Source organism: Bartonella sp. 1-1C (assembly GCF_002810325.1).
Classification (GTDB): Bacteria; Pseudomonadota; Alphaproteobacteria; order Rhizobiales; family Rhizobiaceae; genus Bartonella; species Bartonella rochalimae.
This window is the reverse complement of sequence record NZ_CP019489.1, coordinates 1,074,235-1,093,206: the sequence shown is the minus strand read 5'-3', so window position 1 is coordinate 1,093,206 and position 18,972 is coordinate 1,074,235. Positions and strand designations below refer to the sequence as shown.

Here is an 18,972-nt window from a genome sequence, read left to right as displayed (position 1 = left end):
AAAAGTAGATCCTGTTTATGAGTAAAGAACTTCCTTTTTGGAAAAGGAAAAAATTAGAGGAAATGTCTGTTACTGAGTGGGAAAGTCTTTGTGATGGCTGTGGGTGTTGTTGCTTGCATAAATTAGAAGATGACGATACTGGTGACATTTATGCAACGAGTATTGCTTGTCGTCTTTTAGATAAAGATACTTGTCAATGTAAAAACTATACTCACCGTAAATCAATTGTTCCAGATTGTGTATTATTAGATATTGCTACGATTAAAACAGCTCGTTGGTTGCCAGAAAGTTGTGCTTACAGGTTGGTGAGTGAGGGTAAAGATCTTCCGTGGTGGCATCCATTAATCTCAAAAGATTTTCAAACGGTACATCAAACTCAATTTTCTGCACGTGAGCAGATTAAAATTCATGACGATAAATTATCATCTACAGAATCTTATTATCAATATATCACCGGAATTCTTTATAAAAACCGATGATATAATTATTTTACTCAATGATTGATGATTAATCGTCTATAGCAAATGTTATAGTGACACTAACATGATAATTTAATTCACCTCCTGAAAAGTTTGTATCTGCATAGCTTGCAGATTGTGCTCTACTCATAAGGCGTGGTGTTGGATAATATTCGTTATTACTTTCATTAATTGTAATAATCTTTCCTAATTTCACGTTGGCTGCTTGAGCTAAGGTTTCTGCTTTTGCAATAGCTTCAGTAACAGCTTTTTTACGTGCTTCTTTATACAATGGTTTTGTATCGGCATTGGTAAAGGTAATTCCATTAACAGAATTTACACCAAGTGCCATGGCTTGATCAAATATTTTACCAGCATTGGCCAGATCACGGATATTTACTGTTAAAGAATTTGAAACATGGTAAGTTATTTCATTGTTCTTTTTTTCTTGTTTTTTATCTGAGTTCGTTTGGTAAATAGATAAGCCTGATGTTTGCAAGTCATTTGCTTGAATGCCATTATTTTTAAAAGTATCTACAATATCATTCATAAATTTATTATTTGCTGCTAATGCCTTTTGAGCAGTCGTATCATGAGTAACAACGGCTAGATTGATAATCGCCATGTCTGGTGTTGCTTGGTTTTCACCGGTTGCTGTAACTGTAATTGTTGGTGCATTTCTTATTGTTTCTTCCGAATGTACGAAGCATGAAGTAGTGAGTAGAGATAATACAGTCAATATCGACAACTTAATTCGGTAGACCTTCAACAGTTGGAAAATCATTTTAGTCATGTTCAATCCTTATAATATATATATTCTATTACTTTCCCATTTTTTGTATTCATTGTAAAGGAATTAGGGCGCTGAAAGAAAAAAAAACGAGAAGAAAGAAAAAAAGACGAAGTATAATTAAAGCAAGCTCTTGTATAATAGGATATTTTAGTTTAGAGAAAATCTCTGTGGGGCCTGTAGCTCAATTGGTTAGAGCCAGCGGCTCATAACCGCTTGGTTGGGGGTTCGAGTCCCTCCGGGCCCACGTTTTCCTAATAAAATCAATATGTTTATTTCAAGATGAGGGATCTTGTGGGTATTCATTCCATTAGTCTATTTCTGGTATGAGAAGGTAATGATATAAAGGTTCTTAATTAGGTCTTACTGATCAAGGATTTATGTGGTATGTACAGTCGTTTCTCTGATCTTAGCAAGAATGGTGATTTACTAATTTTATTTCGTGAAAAAAGAAGTTGTAGCTAGTGTTTATTACACCATTTTTTAGATAAATGATGATTAGAAGTCTTAATAGGAAATAGGAAACGTCTAGTTTTTCTCTTTATACTCTTTGTTTATAAAGTAACAATGATATATTGCAGTGATATGTGATAGTTGGGGTGAAACTTTATGGATATTAAGGATCAGTTGTGTCTGTACTGCCTCCTTTAACAATTCGCCTTTGTGGGCCACGCGGGTTTTGTGCTGGTGTTGATCGTGCTATCCAGATTGTTATTCTTGCGTTGAAAAAATATGGTTCTCCAGTATATGTCCGTCATGAAATTGTACACAACCGCTATGTTGTTGAAGGGTTGCAGCAACGAGGAGCCATTTTTGTTGAAGAACTTTGTGAGATACCTGAGGGGCATCGTAGTCGACCTGTTGTGTTTTCTGCTCATGGTGTACCAAAGTCTGTACTAGAAGAGGCTGTTCGTTACAATCTATTTTATCTTGATGCGACATGTCCATTAGTTTCTAAAGTCCATAAGCAAGCAATTCGTCATCAACGTCATGGCCGTCATGTTATATTGATTGGTCATGCTGGTCATCCTGAAGTAATTGGAACTATGGGGCAGATTGAAAAAGAGAATGTTACATTGATTGAAACGGTAGAAGATGCTTTATATTATCAACCAAATAATCCAAATAAATTAGGATTTGTAACACAAACAACGCTTTCTGTTGAAGATACAGCAGAGATTCTTAATATATTAAAACAGCGTTTTCCTTTGTTAGCAGCTCCAGCGGCTGAATCAATTTGTTACGCTACCACTAATCGACAAGATGCTGTTAAGGCAGCGGCTTTAGGAAGTGATTTATTTTTAATTGTTGGTTCACCCAATTCATCTAATTCTAGACGTTTGGTGGAAGTAGCTGAGAGATTTGGTGCGCGTCAATCTATTTTAATTCAGCGTGCTGATGAAATTGATTTTGATAATCTAGGTATTCTTTCAGTCATTAGCCTTTCAGCAGGAGCATCAGCTCCTGAAATTATTGTTGATGAAGTCGTTACAGCGTTTCGTGCACGTTATGATGTTACAATAGAATTGGCTGAAACTTTAGTTGAAACGGAAACATTTCTAGTCAATCGTGAATTACGTGATACCAGTTTATCTTCTCAAGATATAGCCTTTATTAAAGGACGAGCAGAAGTATTGAAAGATAAAAATAATGATAACAGCGTTCATCAAATAAAAGAAAAATAGGCGCAATTATATGGGATATAATCTAAGGCATTTAAATCACGTTACTCAGTTACTCAATAGGTTTGCTTTTAAAAACGAGGAAAAAGGGAGGATGTTGGAAGTTTAGAGTTTTATAAAATAGAGTGACTATTCACTTTAATGTTTATGAAGAGCATTTTTTAGAAAATAATTTATCTTTTGTATATCTCTGTACAGCATTTATATCCGATATAGCCTTTCTTGTTATAAGAATTGTTTTAAAAAGTAATGATATTATAATTTGTTGTATTGGAAAGGAGATATAGTTTTGCAATTTTAATGTGTGTTATTGCTGCTCGATAGGTTGTGATGTAATGTAACTTTATGTTTTTACTTATACCTTTCTAAAATTAATGAGATGAATTTCTTGATGGTTTGTTCTTCAAAAAAATCATTAAAATATTGGTCTGAACTTTATTTTTGCAGTAATGTGAACTTGTTGGCTGAGATAGAGTTCTGTTTTTGTTATGTTAAATCGAAAAAAAGTTGTTGAAATTTATACAGATGGTGCTTGTTCGGGAAATCCTGGTTTGGGAGGATGGGGTGTGGTTTTACGCTGGAATGGTCATGAACGTGAGCTTTATGGTGGAGAAGTATATACGACCAATAATCAGATGGAACTTATGGCGGCAATTCGCGCGTTAAATTCTCTGAAGGAATCATGTTTGGTTGATCTTTATACGGATTCAGCTTACGTGCGTAATGGGATTTCTACCTGGATTGAGAGATGGAAAAAAAATAATTGGCGTACTGCATCGAAAAATCCTGTTAAAAATATGGAGTTATGGCAAAACCTTGACTATGCTTGTGCCCAACATGATATCAGATGGCACTGGATAAAAGGACACGCGGGCCATCCAGATAATGAGCGTGCAGATGCACTTGCACGTAAAGCAATTGCTGAATATCGTGAAAATGGATGTTTTTCGTCATAGTTTTTTATTTCATGAAATGACAGTATGGTTTGATTATGTGTTTATTGTAAATGTTCCACTAAAGGCATGGTCTTGGTAAGAAACAGTATAAAAAACAGTTTCGTTTAATTCATCTGAATCGAAATATATTGGAGCACTGAAGACTGTATATCCTTGGTGATCACTTATTTTTTTTGTTGGTCCAATCTGCATTGTTTTTCCATCTAAAAAGAGAGCAGAAGGTGCGATTGTTTTATTATTTTTTATTTTTATTAAGAGGGTATTTCCATTTTTTTCAGCATGTATTTTAAATGTATTATGGGCTGTACGGGGTAAAGCATCTTGGGCTTTTTTTAATAAGGATAGAGAAAGAGATGTATTATTTTGAGTCGATGAGGAAAAATTAAAATCGATAGTAAAGGGGATACAAATTTCATTACACATTCCAAGGGTTAAAGAACCACTTAGATTTTCATCTGAACCAAAGATATTAAAGGGTAGTACGACTTTATTTTTATAACCTAATGACCAATCATTTTCTGTTGTATAGAGCTGTGGTGTAGGATAAAAAATTTCATAAGAGATTTGTTGGTTGAAATTAAAAAAGGGTGCCATACCGGAATTTCCAGGATTGCGCCAATAGGTTTTCCATTTTGGTTTTAACGTAATTTCAATAATGCCGCTTTTTATTCCAGAAAGAGAAGATGAAGTTATAGCTAATCTAGCATAGCCACCTTCCGATTCATGCCAAGGTGTTGCAATAAGATGTGGTTTTTGTTCTGCTTGAGAATTAACAAGAAAGTAGAAAAATCCTAAAAATACAAATATTATTTTCAAAATTAATAAGAGATTTTTCTGAAAACGATTTAGAATTTTTTGTAAATTTTGAAATATTTGCAATTTTTTCATTTGATCTTTATTCTCTACTTGTACTGACTTAATTGAAGTCAAAAAATTGAATTATGGAGACTATCAAATTATGAAACAGCATGAAGGGTTTCTAAATGGACAGTTGCTCATAGCAATGCCTGGAATGAATGACAAGCGCTTTGTTCGTTCTGTTATCTACATTTGTGCCCATTCTGATGCTGGTGCTATGGGAATTATTCTTAATCAGTTACACGATATTAATTTTCCTGAACTTTTGCTTCAACTGGGCGTGATTAACCAAAATCAAAAAAATTATCTTTCTGAGCCAATAAAAAAATTTCCAATACGCTGTGGTGGGCCTATTGATACGTCTCGTGGTTTTGTACTGCATTCAGATGATTATGCTTGTGAAGCAACCATCTCTGTTACAGACAAAATTTGTCTTACTACAACCCTTGATGTATTAAAAGCCATGAGTTGTGAGAGGGGGCCTGAACATGCTCTTATAGCTTTGGGGTATGCCGGATGGAAAGCAGGACAGCTTGAAACAGAGATTTATGCAAATGGTTGGTTGATTAGTCCTACATCTCCTAGTTTTCTTTTTGAAAATGATATCAGTAGTAAGTATGATGAAAGCCTTATTCGCATGGGAATTAGTCCAACTTCTCTTATTTCTGAACCAGGTCATGCATAGTTATTCGTTTTGTAACATCTCTTAATTATAGGTATGAGAGAAGTGATTTTGAACAAGAGCAATTAATTCTTCAACAGCAATTGGTTTAGTAACGGTTGTACTTTGAACATATTTGCAACCTTCTTGTCGTAAGAAAATAGCTTCTTTTTCGTTTTCTACGCCTTCTGCTATGATTTGTAAATTAAGATCAGTAGCCATTCTGATAATTGATTTAAGTACAAGTTTTTTCTTATGTGAATCGATAGAGATAAGCGAACGATCTAATTTAACCATGTCGAATGGATAACGGACAAGATATGTAAGTGATGAATAACCTGTTCCAAAGTTATCTAATGCTAGATTCATTCCTAACGCTTTAATTTCTTCAAAAAAATGAGCTGATTGTTCAGGATTTTTTCTTAAAACAAGCTCAGATATTTCTATCATCAATCGTCCTTTGCTGACTGGGTTGCGAAGAAGAGCGGAGCGTAGTTGACGTATACAATCAGGATGAATCATTTCTGCACTTGGCAAATTGATAGAGATAAAGAAAGGATGTTTAGCACATTTTTCTTGTATATTTATAAGATCTGCGAGAGCGCGATCAACGATGAATTGTACTAAATCCATAACGAGTTGTTCACTTTCTACGATTTTGATAAAATCGTGGATATTTAGATTTCCATGATTGGGGTGTTGCCATTCTACGATTGTTTCAAAACCAATAATGTTTCCATCTGATAAATTAAGAATAGGGTGATAGAGGATTTTTATTTCATTACGTTTGATAGCATGATGAATATCTTTGTTGATATTGTTATGTTCGATATCTAAAGTACGAAAACTCGGACGGAAAGGTTCAATGTGATTACCACCCATTTGTTTTGCATGGATCATTGCTAGTTCACTGTCATTGAAAATATTTTGAGCAGTTGATTTGTTATCACTCCATGTAACTAGACCAATGGATGTAGAAAGCGTTATAGTTTTTTCTTCAAGAGTAATGGGTGCTGAAATTGTTTTATGCAGATGATTTGCAAACATTGCAATTTTTTTTGGTTCTGTTTCGCTGAGTAAAATAATTGCAAAACGATCTGCGGAAAGGCGTGATAAAGTGTCTTGCAGGTTAATAAGGCGGCTTAAACGACGTGCAATTATCAAGAGGACCGTGTCCCCAACCGCTATACCTAGTTTACGATTAATTTGACGAAAATTATCAAAATCAATCATAAAAATTGTTGGTTTAATTTTTATATTTGCTTTAGCTAAAGAGCTATAATTTTGTAATCTATCGAGGAAAATTTGTTGGTTAGGAAGGCCGGTCAAGCTGTCATGAATTGCATCGTGTAGTAAACGTTCTTCGGCTTTTTTGTGATTGGTGATATTGAGAATGCTTCCGATAACACGGGTAATTTTTCCGTCTTTTTGGATAGCTGGGCGTGCACGGAGAGAAAACCAATGATAATGACCACCACCGGAGGAGATCCGAAAAATCTGATCAATACGTCCTTTTTTATGCTCAAGAATGATATTTAAAACAGCCTGAAAGCGCTCACGATCATCATAATGCAAGGCTGAAATCCAGTCGCTCATAGTACCGTTGAGTTTGCGGGTGTATGCACCAAAAAGGCTTGTCATATCTGGGTGAACAACAATCCGGTCACGCTCGACATTCCAGTCCCAAATAATACTTCCAGCTCCTCTCGCTGCCAGAACTTGTCGTTCGAGATCGGAAAAAATACCTTCATGGAAAGCATCATTAGAAAACGTTTGTTGCATGACAAGGAAGCTAATAAGAAGAACAATCAGCACCAGTCCTCCTGCTAGAGCTTGTGGAACAATATCATTATCTAAATATCCTATTATGCATGCATAAGCTTCAAGAGACCAAAAGCTAATTAATAACCATGTTGGAATAAGCATGATTGCACGGTCATATCTACGAATTGAAAAATAGCTGATCAATATAATACCAAGTATGGTTGTAAGTCCAAATGATAAGCGAGCAATTCCAGCTGCTTTAGTGGGATCATAAATAGCAAATGCTCCTAGTCCGCAGAAAGATATAATCCATATAATTGCGCCATAGCTAAAGTGATAATGCCAACGATTAAGGCAAAGATAAGTAAACAGAAAAGTAAAGAGTGTTGCAGCAAGTGCAACTTCTGTACCAGCACGCCAAATTGGTTCTGTTATTGGTGTAATTGCAAAGAGTTTATTCCAAAAGTTGAAATCAATACCAATGTAAAAAAGAACAGCCCAAGCAACAGCAGCTGTTGCAGGGAAAAGACTTGTTCCACGAACGACAAATAAAATAGTTAATAGGAGCGCTAAAAGTCCTGATATACCAAGAAGAATACCATGATAAAGTGTATAAGAATTAATAGTATCTTTGTAAGCTTCAGGCTGCCATAAATAGATCTGTGGTAGATTTTTAGAGCTTAATTCTGCAACAAATGTAATCACAGTGTTAGGATTGAGAGTGATACGAAAAATATCTGCATTTGCATTCGTTTGACGATCAAGGGAAAAACCTGCGCTTGGAGTGATAGATTGGATCCTTACTGATCCAAGATCTGGCCACAGAAAACCTGAATGAGCCATACGATAATGGGGAACAACAATCAGACGGTCAATTTGTTCATCTGTTGGATTTGCAAGGGAAAATACTGCCCAGTTTCCAGAAAAATTTTCACTTTTTGCTTGTACTTCAATACGCCATATAATACCATCTGGTCCTGGTGCTGTACTGGTTTGGAAGATAGGGTTATTGGTGTGATGAATTTCAATAGCTTTGGACAAATCAAGAGCTATATCTTGGGGAGAAATTTTGATTGGTTCGATTGCTCGTGCTGATGAAAGGCATACAAAAAGATTAATGATTATGACAAGAACGGTATTGATTATTTTACCAAAACTCTTCACGCTGCCTCACTCTCAGTATTTGAAGCTCTTGAATTTTAAACGAGACTTTCGAGAAAATTCTTCCACTTGATTAGTTATTATTTTTATAAAGAGCGGTTGTCATTATTCTTTTGAAAAAATCACACAGATTTTATACAAAAAATAGATCAGATATCTGCTCATACCAATGAGTCTCAAAATTAACGGAATTTTGTCCTTTTTAAAAGGAAAAATTCAGCTATTTAACCATTTATTATTAGATTTTACGCAATGTACTCTTGTTAGTTAAGTTATCTATGTCGAGTATTCATTAGTTAGTTTTGCTCGCTTTTTTGATAAAACTTATTTAATCTAATAAGAAAAATTTTTGTGATAATTTTCATTAAAGATATGTGGGGATAGGGTTTTAAAGTAATTTGTGCATACCAAATTATTATTTTATCTAATTTATGAAGGTCTATTCTTCATTTCTTTTAGAGAAGAGAGTTCATATTAGGCGAAAGAGTTGATACTAAATCGTTAAAATTCATGAGCGGCTCAATAGGTCCAACAGCTGCTAAAGTTGGCTTAGAATTGATAAAAAGATGTTTAGCTAGATCAGTGAGTTGTTCTAAGGTAATAAGTTCTACACATTCAGTTATTTCAGAGATTGGAATTGGTCTACCATAAAGGAGCATTTGGCGAGCGATAAGATGTGCTTGACTAGATGGATTTTCTTGTGACATTGTAAGATTAGCGCGATATTGTGCCTGCGCTCGTTGAAGTTCATTTATATGAATATTTTTGCTTATTTTACAGAGCTCATCAAGAGTAACTGGTAGAAGTGTTTTTAATCCTTCTTGTCCGGTAGCAGCATGAAGACCGAAGAGCCCAGTATCTGAAAATCCCCAATGGAAAGCATAAATAGAATAGCATAATCCGCGTTTTTCTCTTATTTCTTGGAATAAGCGTGATGACATACCGCCTCCAAGAATGATTGAAAGAATCTGAGCTGCATAAAAATCATGTGCATGATATGGGCTTCCTTCAAAACCAAGTACAACTTGCGTATCCATGAGATCACGATATTCGCGGAAGTCACCACCGGTATAATTAGCAAGATTAACTAAAGGAGCTGTTGAATGGGGTTGGAAAGTGCCAAGACAACTTTCCACTTGGCGCAAAAAACTTTCATGTTCTACAGATCCTGCAGCAACTACGATCATGCGGTCTGCACTATATTGTTGTTTCATAAAATTGTGAAGATCAGCTGATGTAAATGATTGAACCGTTTTCTGTGTTCCTAAAATAGAACGGCCAAGAGATTGATGACGAAAGGCGGTTTCAGTAAAATAATCAAAAACGATATCATCGGGAACATCACAAGTAGCGCCAATTTCTTGGAAAACAACTTGTTTTTCACGTTCTAATTCATCTTCATCAAATTTTGAACATGTCATAATATCGGCTAGAATATCAATAGCAAGGGGAATATCTTTTTTAAGAACACGTGCAAAATAAGCAGTTGTTTCAATACTTGTGGTAGCATTGATTTCTCCACCGACATCTTCAATATCAGTTGCGATTTGAAAAGCTGTACGGTTTTCTGTTCCTTTGAAAGCCATATGTTCAAGTAGATGTGCAATGCCATGTTGTGTAAAGGTTTCGTTACGTGAACCAACTTTAACCCATATTCCAAGCGCTACACTTTCAATTTGTGGCATTTTATGTGTGGCGATAGTCAAACCATTACTGAGGCGGCTGATATCTACACCCATGTATTATTACTCCATTTAGTCAACCAAATACACAATATATAACGGCATTGGAATGTTTTTGCCTTAAATAAATGCAGCTAACTATAATAAGATGCACGCGATTTTAAAGAAAATAGTCTTTTACTATTTTTTCCATTATTAGCAATGATTTGTAAAGTGCTTTCCATAATTTATGAGATTTTCTAGAAAAATAGTCATGGTAGATGAATAAGACTAACGTAATATTAGATGATTGAGAAATTTAAGCGGTAATAGGAGTAATCATCATGAAAGATATGTGATTATTTATCGTGGTGGGCGATTTTGAGTGCAGTTTCTGTATGTAGATTGGAGAGATAATCGCTGTCTTGATACATGCTATCGATTATCAGATCGTTTTGTGAATATGATTTGTTTTGTTAAAGAATAGAGTAAAAATATTTTTGAGTCATTTTTTATTATTTTGGAAACAGCTTAATTCAAGATTGCAATATCAATAATCTTGGAAATCTAAATTAATTTAAATTTTTGGCTTTCAAGTTAATAGATGTTCAAATTAGAAAAAAATCAATTTTCATCGATATAGAGAATGATATTATATTGCTTATAGGTATTTTTCATAGATGCTACTGATCACTATTCATGCAAGGATATTAATAATGTTCATTGCAATGATTAATTCCTCTATGAATTATTCGTATCAATTGATCTTTTATTTTGATGGTTTTCATTTTTTAGCTTGTATGACTTTACCCTTTTATGATGATAGGATACTCTTAAATTTACGACTAGACCCTAGCCTTTAATAGTAATTCTTAAATTTCTTAGTCAAGAATTACTGAGAGAGTATATGAGCAAATATATGTTGTTATTATTGTGAATCTTTCCATATTTTCATTGCTTCTAAGGTTTCCGGTAAATGAGCGTGTTTTGTAATAACCGTTTCAGCGCCAGCTTCTATAAGAGCATTAGAGTGGCCAAGATAACTGTGGGAGCCTCCAGTAAAGCCGATAACACGCATTCCTGCAGAAGCAGCAGCGTATACACCATGAATAGAATCTTCTACAACAATAGTATTTTCTGGTTGTACACGTAATTCTTGTGCTGCAAAGAGAAAGACATCAGGTGCAGGTTTTGGTTTTTTTGTTCCAACTTCGGGTGCAGAAAATATTTTGTTATCAAAAAGGTGATAGAGTTTAACAGTGTTAAGCATATCTTTTATATCTGTACTCCTTGCATTTGAGCAAATACAATACGGATAATGGGGTTTAATAATTTCTATTACTTCTTTGACACCATTAATAATACGTAATTCAGTTTTCATTTGTATGCGAAACAGATGTGCCATTCGATCTATGAAATTAGCAGAAATTGGTTTTTTAATTTCTTGTTCAATTTTTTTTAGAATATCTTGAAAAATAAGTCCTGAATAGCGTTCGCTTAGTTCTTCGGGAGATATTTTGTATCCGATTTCTTTAAGCAATTGTGATCCAATTTTTGCTACAAGATATTCAGAATCTATTAAAACTCCATCACAATCAAAAATAATAAGATCGATTTGTAGCATAAGATATTCCTTATTATAATGGGTTTAGAATTTTCATAAAATGATATTGAAAGGCTTTCGTTTTATAAAGATATCTTTTGAAAGATTATTTTCATTAGTTTAATAATATGAACAATATAATACAAAGGAGTAAAATAAAGATTTATCAATATTCAATTATTTTGCTTGCATTGAATAAAATAAATTTAAGTTAGCTTAACGATACGTTTACTCTATTTTGTGAAGATAGGGGACAATTAGATTAATTAATCATTTTAATTATAGATCATTTCCGTTCGTATTGTTGAGTTTTTTATGACAATTGTTCAGCTACAAAAAAATCAGGCTTGTACTTCTTCACAGACGCAGTGGCGTAATAAAATCTTTAAAGGAGATTGTGTTGCAGTACTAGAAAAACTTCCTAAACATTCTGTTGATGTAATTTTTGCAGATCCTCCTTATAATCTGCAATTAGAAGGTGTCTTGTATCGTCCAGATTACTCACGCGTTGATGCAGTTGATGACGCATGGGATCAGTTTGAAAGTTTTGCTGCTTATGATGCTTTTACACGTGCATGGTTGCTTGCGTGTCGTCGTGTATTAAAACCTAATGGGACAATTTGGGTTATTGGATCTTACCATAATATTTTTCGAGTTGGTACAGCATTACAGGATTTAGGTTTTTGGATGCTTAATGATATCATTTGGCGAAAAAATAATCCTATGCCGAATTTTCGAGGGCGTCGCTTTCAAAATGCTCACGAAACGCTTATTTGGGCTGTTCGAGATCAAAAGGATAAAAAATATACATTTAATTATGATGCTTTAAAAGCTGCCAATGAAGATAGACAAATGCGTTCAGATTGGTTATTTCCTCTCTGTACAGGTGCTGAGCGCTTAAAAGATAAAATAGGACGTAAATTACATCCAACACAAAAGCCTCAATCTTTATTAGCCCGTATTATTATGGCTTCTAGCAAACCTGGTGATGTTATTCTTGATCCATTTTTTGGTTCGGGAACAACAGGTGCTGTTGCCAAACTTTTAGGTCGTAATTTTGTAGGAATTGAACGCGAGCAACATTATATTGATGCAGCTTCCGAGAGAATTGCTGCAGTTAAACCTTTAGCTAAATCAGAATTAGAAATTTTAAAAACAAAAAAGGCAGAACCACGCATAGCATTTTCTAGCTTGCTGGATGCAGGATTGCTTTATCCTGGAAGCATTCTTTATGATAAGAAGAAAGAAGTATCTGCTCTTGTCAGAGCTGATGGAACTATTATGTATGATGGTGAAGCAGGATCTATTCATATGATAGGAAGAAAGGCTCAGGCTTCCCAAAGTTGTAACGGTTGGACATTTTGGTATTATGAAGAAAATGGTCTCTTGAAATCAATAGATAGTTTAAGGATGATGGTACGCTCACAGATGTTGAAAGCTAATATTATATGAGTTGCATTGATGTTAATCGAGGATAAAGTATTATTATAGTAAATTCTTATTTTGTATAGAGGGAAGTTATTTAAATTTAAAAGGAGAAGAAATGGCTATAGCAATGGCTTTTTTCATAACGGTAGGGAGAGCTTCTTCAGTAAGATGATGAATATCGCACCACCAACCATTTTTAAGCTTTATTCCGCGAATATTATCGGTATAGTAGACATTAAGTTTTAAAGAAAAGTGAGTGAAAGTATGCGTAATTTGTCCTTTAAGTTTCCAGTGAGCCGAGCAGGGGGCATTTTGCAGTCCATTTTCTTCATTTATTCCAATATTATTGGGAATTTGGGTCATGCCGTTGAGTAATTTTGTATGCTGTCGTTTTTCTAAGTAAATTTGTTTATTTTCATTGAGTATTACAAAAGCAGCACCAGTTTTTAAAGGACGTTCTTTTTTAGGTGCTTTAACTGGAAAAGCTTCGGCTGTCTGCGTCTTCGTTGCTGTGCACAAATTTTGAAGAGGGCAGAGTAAACAAGACGGTTTACGGGGTTTGCAAATTGTTGAACCTAAATCCATCATAGCTTGAGCAAAATCACCAGGACGTTTCACATCAGTAATTTCTAGTGTTTTTTCTTTAATTTCAGATTTTGCTTTAGGCAATATTGAAGTAATGGCAAATAAGCGTGTTATAATACGTTCGACATTACCATCAACGACAGCTACAGGATGACCAAAGGCAATTGCAGCAATAGCTGCTGCAGTATAGTCTCCAATACCCGGTAAAGTGCGTAATATTTCTAGCGATTGTGGAAATTTACCTCTATGATTTTTAACAAGTTGAGTAGCACAATTTTTAAGATTGCGTGCACGTGAATAATAGCCAAGACCCGTCCATGCTTTCATGATATCATCTTGTGATGCTTGTGATAAAGAGAAAAGATCAGGCCAAAGTTTTAGAAATTTTTTAAAGTAGGGTTTAACAGCTTCAACTGTTGTTTGTTGGAGCATGATTTCAGATAACCAAATTTGATAAGGATCAGGGTAAATGCCCTTTATTTGTTTTGTAGGGGGCATACGCCATGGTAAATGGCGATAATTTTGATCATACCAAGAAAGAAGAAGTGAAGAAATTTCATACATCGTTGTTTTTAATCATAAACAAGTCTAAAATACAAAAAAGCGTATATTTTGCAATGTATAGTTTGTTTTTAATAATTAATTAATTAATGATAAAAATTCTAGTTCATTACATGGAGTTTATTAAGGTGTATTTGTGATTAATTTTTAAAGTAGTGGTTTTAAATGTCGAAAAGAAAATGATGATTTAATAATAGTCTAGGATGGAATGAGCAAAAAAACACAAAAATACCATTTTTATTCTCTTTCTGAAATGGTATCTGAAATGCTTGATCCGATTTTACGCAAAAGGACAGGACTTAATACAGCGCTCATAGAACATTGGTCACTGATTGTAGGCCAAGATGTTGGCGAACATACAATGCCAATCAAAATTATTTGGAAATATCGTGCAAATCAAAATGAAACATTTCATCCTGGGACACTTGTGGTTGCCTGTGAAGGATTTACTACGCTAAAGTTAATGCATGAAACAGATGAATTGATTCAAAGAATTAATAGTTTCTTTGGATATATTGCTATTGACCGAATCAAAATTGAACAAAAGAAAGTATCAGTTTTCGCTGATCGTGCGGAAGTAAAATTATTTTCAGATGAAAAAAATCAACAACGCTTAAAAAAAATGCTTGAAGAGATTGAAGATAAAAGCTTACATCAATCACTTTATAAACTTGGATGTTGCATTTTTATGGAAAAAAAATAATAAAGAAGGAAAAGCGTGTTATATTTCTTTCCCTTAACGAAGAAGTATTAAATTTTTATTTGTTGAAGTCAAACAGAAAAGTGTTATTTATGATTAATTATCGTTTCATCGTATCTTTCGTAGTAATTTTTATTTGGGGTATAACTGCACAGGTCCGTGCAACGACAACTTTAGTAAGTAAAGCCGAGCCAGTAGAAACTGTTGATATGGTTGAGCTCCTTAAATCAGGTAAAGTTAAGGATAAAGTTGAGGGCGAAGACAATGCTCCTGTGACTATTATTGAATATGCTTCACTTACATGCGCTTTTTGTGCTGATTTCTACAATGCTATACTTCCTGAACTTCGTAAAAAATACATCAAAACAGGTAAAGTGAAACTTATTTTTCGGGATTTTGCTTATGATCCTCGGGCAACAGCAGGTTTTATGTTGGCTAGGTGTGCTCCAGAAGATCGTTATTTCCCTTTGATAGAAGTTTTGTTTCAAAAACAATCCGAGTGGGCTATTGTACCAGATGCTTTAGAGCCATTGAAAAAAATTGCCTTTATGGCTGGTTTTAACGATGAAGACTTTAATGCATGTTTAAAAAATCAATCTATTTTAAATGAAGTGAATGCATCTTTTGAGCGTGGAAAAGAGCTTGGTGTTACAGCAACGCCAACCTTCTTTATTAACGGTAAGAAGTATGAAGGTGCTATGTCAAAGGAAAATTTCTTTTCAGCAATCGATAGTTTTCTTTAATAACATGCATTGTTTCCAAAAATGAAGATTGATAATTATAATTGTTAGTCTTCTTGTTAGAGGGGGGTGCTTTCACACCTTACTATAAGGCAGTGTCTCCGTTAATTTAAAATCGAAAGGCTATTTTTAATGATTAGCTTGAGTCAAGTAATATTGCGATACTGATAATTAAGCGGATTTGTACGATGGCAAAATGGGTTTATAGTTTTGGTAATGGTAAAGCAGAAGGAAATGCCAGTGAATGTAATCTTCTTGGTGGTAAGGGAGCTAACTTAGCAGAAATGAGTAATCTCGGGTTACCTGTTCCTCCTGGATTTACTCTTACAACAGAAGTTTGCAGCTTTTATTATACTCATGATAAAACATATCCAGAAGAGTTGCAGGAGGATGTGAGACAAGCACTCCGACGTGTTGGAAAACAGACAGGACGGGAATTTGCTCATAAACAAATGCCACTTTTGCTTTCTGTTCGTTCAGGAGCTCGGGCTTCTATGCCAGGGATGATGGATACAGTTCTTAATCTTGGTATGAATGACGATACTGTAAAAGCAATTGCTGTACAAGCTGATAATGAGTGCTTTGCTTATGATAGTTATCGTCGTTTTATCCAAATGTATTCCAATGTTGTTCTGGGGATAGATCATGCGCATTTTGAGGGGATTCTTGATGACGTAAAAGCACGTAATGGTTATAGTGTTGATACGGAAATGACAGCAGCTGATTGGAAAGATGTTATTGTTCTTTACAAAGCATGTATTGAAGAAAAGTTAGGAGAACCCTTTCCACAAGATCCTGAGAAACAATTATGGGGTGCAATTGGAGCGGTTTTTTCAAGTTGGATGACAGCGCGTGCCGTTACTTATCGTCGTTTACATAATATTCCTGAAAGTTGGGGAACAGCAGTTAATGTGCAAGCTATGGTATTTGGCAATATGGGTGAAGATTCAGCAACAGGTGTTGCTTTTACACGTAATCCGTCGACAGGGAAAAAAGAGCTCTATGGTGAATTTTTAGTTAATGCACAGGGGGAAGATGTTGTAGCAGGTATTCGTACACCTCAGAATATTACCGAAGTTGCTCGTGTTGCAGCTGGTTCAAATAAGCCATCATTAGAAAAAATTATGCCAGAGGCTTTTTCAAAATTGTGCCAGATGGCTGATAAGCTTGAACAGCATTATCGAGATATGCAAGATCTAGAGTTTACAATTGAAAAGGGTAAATTGTGGATGTTGCAGACTCGTTCAGGAAAAAGAACAGCACGTGCAGCTTTAAAGATAGCCGTTGAGATGGTTGAGGAAGGATTGATAAGTTGTGAAGAAGCGGTGATGCGGATTGAGCCAAAATCACTTGATCACCTTTTACATCCTATGCTTGATCCCAAAGCAAAGCGATGCGTTATAGCGCGTGGTTTACCTGCTTCCCCAGGAGCAGCTACTGGTGAAATTATTTTTACCTCTGAAGAAGCAGAAAGAGCATCAATAGAGGGACGGAAAGTTATTTTAGTCCGTGTAGAGACAAGTCCAGAAGATCTTCATGGTATGCACGCTGCAGAAGGAATTTTAACGACACGAGGTGGGATGACAAGTCATGCTGCTGTTGTCGCTCGTGGTATGGGGAAACCTTGTGTTTCTGGTGCAAGTAGTGTGCGGATTGATTATAAAACGAATACAATGATTGCTTCAGGTCAGAGCTTTCAAAAAGGCGATATTATTACAATAGATGGTGGAGTAGGGGAAGTTTTAAAAGGAAAGGTTGCAATGTTGCAGCCCGAACTTTGTGGAGATTTTGCTAAATTAATGGAATGGGCTGATGGAATGCGGCGAATGAAGGTTCGCGCTAACGCTGAAACGGTGACTGATGCAAATATGGGACGTTCTTTTGGAGCTGAAGGTATTGGTCTTTGTCGTACTGAGCACATGTTCTTTACTGGTGATCGTATTGTTGCTATGCGTGAAATGATTTTAAGTAATGACGAAGATGGACGTCGCAAAGCGTTGGATAAGCTTTTGCCAATGCAACGATCGGATTTTACTGAATTGTTTGAAATTATGTCTGGTTTACCTGTAACTATCCGTTTTTTAGATCCGCCTTTACATGAGTTTTTGCCAAAAACAGATGCAGAAATTCTTAGTGTTGCAACGGCAATGGGCGTTTCTTCTGAACTACTTATAGAACGTGTGCACCAATTGCATGAATTTAATCCCATGCTTGGATTACGAGGATGTCGCTTAATCATTACTTATCCTGAAATTGCTGAAATGCAAGCGCGAGCAGTTTTTGAAGCAGTAGTAGAATCAGCTAAGAAGACAGGATCTCCTGTCATTCCTGAAATTATGGTACCACTTGTGGCTCTTAAGTCTGAATTGGATTTTGTTAAAGCGCGTATTGATTATGTCGCTGGTGAAGTGATGAAGGAAAAGAATGTTAATATTCAATACATAGTTGGTACAATGATTGAATTGCCAAGAGCTGCTCTTCGAGCGGGTGAAATTGCAGAAACTGCAGAGTTTTTTTCATTTGGAACAAATGATTTGACGCAAACTACTTTTGGTATTTCACGTGATGATGCAGCACCGTTTTTGTCTACTTATTTGCAAAAAGGACTTTTGGAAAAGGATCCTTTTGTATCGATTGATAACGATGGGGTAGGAGAGCTGATCGCTATTGCTTCACAACGTGGGCGTTCTCAGCGCGGGAAAATTAAACTAGGTATTTGTGGTGAACATGGAGGTGATCCTCATTCTATCGCTTTGTGTGAAGAAAATGATCTAGATTATATTTCATGCTCCCCTTTTCGGGTACCGGTTGCACGTTTAGCAGCAGCACAGTCAGCAATTGTCAAAAAAACTTTGAGTTGAGGTGATACAATCGATTATTGAGTAAAGCTAATGTCTCTATTGTATAAAGTTTCTTTTATTACGATTGTTTATATTCACTTTTGATTTTCCATGTTTTATCGATATTGTTGATAGTAACTTAATCGATTTAAAGCAGTGGTTTCATTCTAAAAACGAGCGGATTTTTTATAAACAATTTATAAAGGACTATAAATTTATACCATTTAAAATTTACTCAAACTAATTTTTGTAAAAATAAGTTTCATCCTTTTTGACCTTGTATTCGAGTGATAGGGTTATTTTCTTCAATAATTTCATCTGGAATAGATATAAGTTTTATAAATTGGCTAGGACAAACTTTACTCTAAGTTCTTGATTGAATATCATAAACTTTTTTCATATAAAACTATTAAGGTATTGGCTTTGCTATCAGCAAGTTCATATTATTTAAATAAAGTGCACTAGGTGTCTTCAATAATCTTATTGATTAGTTTTTATATTTATATTTGCATCGTATATGATTA

Annotated in this window: 14 protein-coding genes and 1 tRNA gene; 9 read left to right on the top strand and 6 right to left on the bottom strand. The window is 35.0% G+C overall.

All coding sequences use genetic code 11. The features are described from left to right. Positions 1–17: 17 nt before the first annotated feature. On the top strand, positions 18–479 hold the full coding sequence (locus B11cv2_RS04860) for a YcgN family cysteine cluster protein (RefSeq protein ID WP_100693567.1): 462 nt from the start codon (positions 18–20) through the stop codon (positions 477–479). A 28-nt stretch (positions 480–507) separates the two neighbouring features. Here B11cv2_RS04860 and B11cv2_RS04855 read toward each other — a convergent pair whose 3' ends face one another. After that, positions 508–1,251, bottom strand: coding sequence for an SIMPL domain-containing protein (locus tag B11cv2_RS04855; RefSeq protein ID WP_100693566.1), 744 nt, complete (start codon positions 1,249–1,251; stop codon positions 508–510). A gap of 170 nt (positions 1,252–1,421) precedes the next feature. On the opposite strand from B11cv2_RS04855, the gene B11cv2_RS04850 reads away from it, so the two are divergent. The 3 genes from B11cv2_RS04850 (at position 1,422) to rnhA (ending at position 3,886) form a co-directional block, all read left to right on the top strand. Further along, positions 1,422–1,495, top strand: a tRNA-Ile gene (locus tag B11cv2_RS04850). 382 nt (positions 1,496–1,877) lie between these two features. Beyond that, positions 1,878–2,933, top strand: coding sequence for a 4-hydroxy-3-methylbut-2-enyl diphosphate reductase (gene ispH / locus B11cv2_RS04845; protein WP_100693565.1), 1,056 nt, complete (start codon positions 1,878–1,880; stop codon positions 2,931–2,933). Between the two features lie 485 nt (positions 2,934–3,418). Next, positions 3,419–3,886, top strand: coding sequence for a ribonuclease HI (gene rnhA, locus B11cv2_RS04840; protein ID WP_100693564.1), 468 nt, complete (start codon positions 3,419–3,421; stop codon positions 3,884–3,886). Positions 3,887–3,919: 33 nt separating this feature from the next. On the opposite strand, the gene B11cv2_RS04835 is transcribed toward rnhA, so the two are convergent. Then, complete coding sequence (locus B11cv2_RS04835) at positions 3,920–4,774, bottom strand: protein-disulfide reductase DsbD domain-containing protein (RefSeq protein ID WP_100693563.1); 855 nt, start codon at positions 4,772–4,774, stop codon at positions 3,920–3,922. Positions 4,775–4,844: 70 nt separating this feature from the next. Between B11cv2_RS04835 and B11cv2_RS04830 the strand changes: the two genes are divergently transcribed. Further along, the gene (locus B11cv2_RS04830; protein WP_100693562.1) at positions 4,845–5,429 is read left to right on the top strand and encodes a YqgE/AlgH family protein; all 585 of its coding nucleotides are present in this window, start codon (positions 4,845–4,847) and stop codon (positions 5,427–5,429) included. A gap of 21 nt (positions 5,430–5,450) precedes the next feature. Here the strand turns inward: B11cv2_RS04830 and B11cv2_RS04825 are convergent, their stop codons facing one another. The 3 genes from B11cv2_RS04825 to B11cv2_RS04815 all read right to left on the bottom strand — a co-directional run bounded on the left by B11cv2_RS04825 (position 5,451) and on the right by B11cv2_RS04815 (position 11,615). Continuing rightward, positions 5,451–8,333, bottom strand: a complete 2,883-nt coding sequence (locus B11cv2_RS04825; protein WP_100693561.1) for an EAL domain-containing protein — start codon at positions 8,331–8,333, stop codon at positions 5,451–5,453. 452 nt (positions 8,334–8,785) lie between these two features. Continuing rightward, positions 8,786–10,069 (bottom strand): pitrilysin family protein, encoded by a 1,284-nt coding sequence (locus B11cv2_RS04820; protein WP_100693560.1) that lies wholly within the window; start codon positions 10,067–10,069, stop codon positions 8,786–8,788. Positions 10,070–10,919: 850 nt separating this feature from the next. Continuing rightward, entirely contained in the window at positions 10,920–11,615 is a 696-nt protein-coding gene (locus B11cv2_RS04815) for an HAD family phosphatase (RefSeq protein ID WP_100693559.1), read from the bottom strand. Positions 11,616–11,909: 294 nt separating this feature from the next. Here B11cv2_RS04815 and B11cv2_RS04810 point away from each other — a divergent pair, with 294 nt between their 5' ends. Then, the gene (locus B11cv2_RS04810; RefSeq protein WP_100693558.1) at positions 11,910–13,046 is read left to right on the top strand and encodes a site-specific DNA-methyltransferase; all 1,137 of its coding nucleotides are present in this window, start codon (positions 11,910–11,912) and stop codon (positions 13,044–13,046) included. Positions 13,047–13,112: 66 nt separating this feature from the next. Here B11cv2_RS04810 and mutY read toward each other — a convergent pair whose 3' ends face one another. After that, on the bottom strand, positions 13,113–14,171 hold the full coding sequence (gene mutY, locus B11cv2_RS04805; protein WP_100693557.1) for an A/G-specific adenine glycosylase: 1,059 nt from the start codon (positions 14,169–14,171) through the stop codon (positions 13,113–13,115). 205 nt (positions 14,172–14,376) lie between these two features. On the opposite strand from mutY, the gene B11cv2_RS04800 reads away from it, so the two are divergent. The 3 genes from B11cv2_RS04800 to ppdK all read left to right on the top strand — a co-directional run bounded on the left by B11cv2_RS04800 (position 14,377) and on the right by ppdK (position 18,469). Continuing rightward, a complete protein-coding gene (locus tag B11cv2_RS04800) occupies positions 14,377–14,871 on the top strand; it encodes a DUF721 domain-containing protein (RefSeq protein ID WP_100693556.1) in 495 nt (164 codons plus the stop codon). 89 nt (positions 14,872–14,960) lie between these two features. Further along, positions 14,961–15,611, top strand: coding sequence for a DsbA family protein (locus B11cv2_RS04795; protein WP_100693965.1), 651 nt, complete (start codon positions 14,961–14,963; stop codon positions 15,609–15,611). 185 nt (positions 15,612–15,796) lie between these two features. Then, on the top strand, positions 15,797–18,469 hold the full coding sequence (gene ppdK, locus B11cv2_RS04790) for a pyruvate, phosphate dikinase (protein ID WP_100693555.1): 2,673 nt from the start codon (positions 15,797–15,799) through the stop codon (positions 18,467–18,469). Positions 18,470–18,972 lie beyond the last annotated feature (503 nt).

Excerpts from the sequence above, each read along its gene's own strand:
- B11cv2_RS04860 (WP_100693567.1), top strand. The coding sequence starts at position 18 with ATGAGTAAAGAACTTCCTTTTTGGAAAAGGAAAAAATTAGAGGAAATG.
- B11cv2_RS04855 (WP_100693566.1), bottom strand. The coding sequence starts at position 1,251 with ATGACTAAAATGATTTTCCAACTGTTGAAGGTCTACCGAATTAAGTTG.
- rnhA (WP_100693564.1), top strand. The coding sequence starts at position 3,419 with ATGTTAAATCGAAAAAAAGTTGTTGAAATTTATACAGATGGTGCTTGT.
- B11cv2_RS04835 (WP_100693563.1), bottom strand. The coding sequence starts at position 4,774 with ATGAAAAAATTGCAAATATTTCAAAATTTACAAAAAATTCTAAATCGT.
- B11cv2_RS04830 (WP_100693562.1), top strand. The coding sequence starts at position 4,845 with ATGAAACAGCATGAAGGGTTTCTAAATGGACAGTTGCTCATAGCAATG.
- B11cv2_RS04820 (WP_100693560.1), bottom strand. The coding sequence starts at position 10,069 with ATGGGTGTAGATATCAGCCGCCTCAGTAATGGTTTGACTATCGCCACA.
- B11cv2_RS04815 (WP_100693559.1), bottom strand. The coding sequence starts at position 11,615 with ATGCTACAAATCGATCTTATTATTTTTGATTGTGATGGAGTTTTAATA.
- B11cv2_RS04810 (WP_100693558.1), top strand. The coding sequence starts at position 11,910 with ATGACAATTGTTCAGCTACAAAAAAATCAGGCTTGTACTTCTTCACAG.
- mutY (WP_100693557.1), bottom strand. The coding sequence starts at position 14,171 with ATGTATGAAATTTCTTCACTTCTTCTTTCTTGGTATGATCAAAATTAT.
- B11cv2_RS04800 (WP_100693556.1), top strand. The coding sequence starts at position 14,377 with ATGAGCAAAAAAACACAAAAATACCATTTTTATTCTCTTTCTGAAATG.
- B11cv2_RS04795 (WP_100693965.1), top strand. The coding sequence starts at position 14,961 with ATGATTAATTATCGTTTCATCGTATCTTTCGTAGTAATTTTTATTTGG.
- ppdK (WP_100693555.1), top strand. The coding sequence starts at position 15,797 with ATGGCAAAATGGGTTTATAGTTTTGGTAATGGTAAAGCAGAAGGAAAT.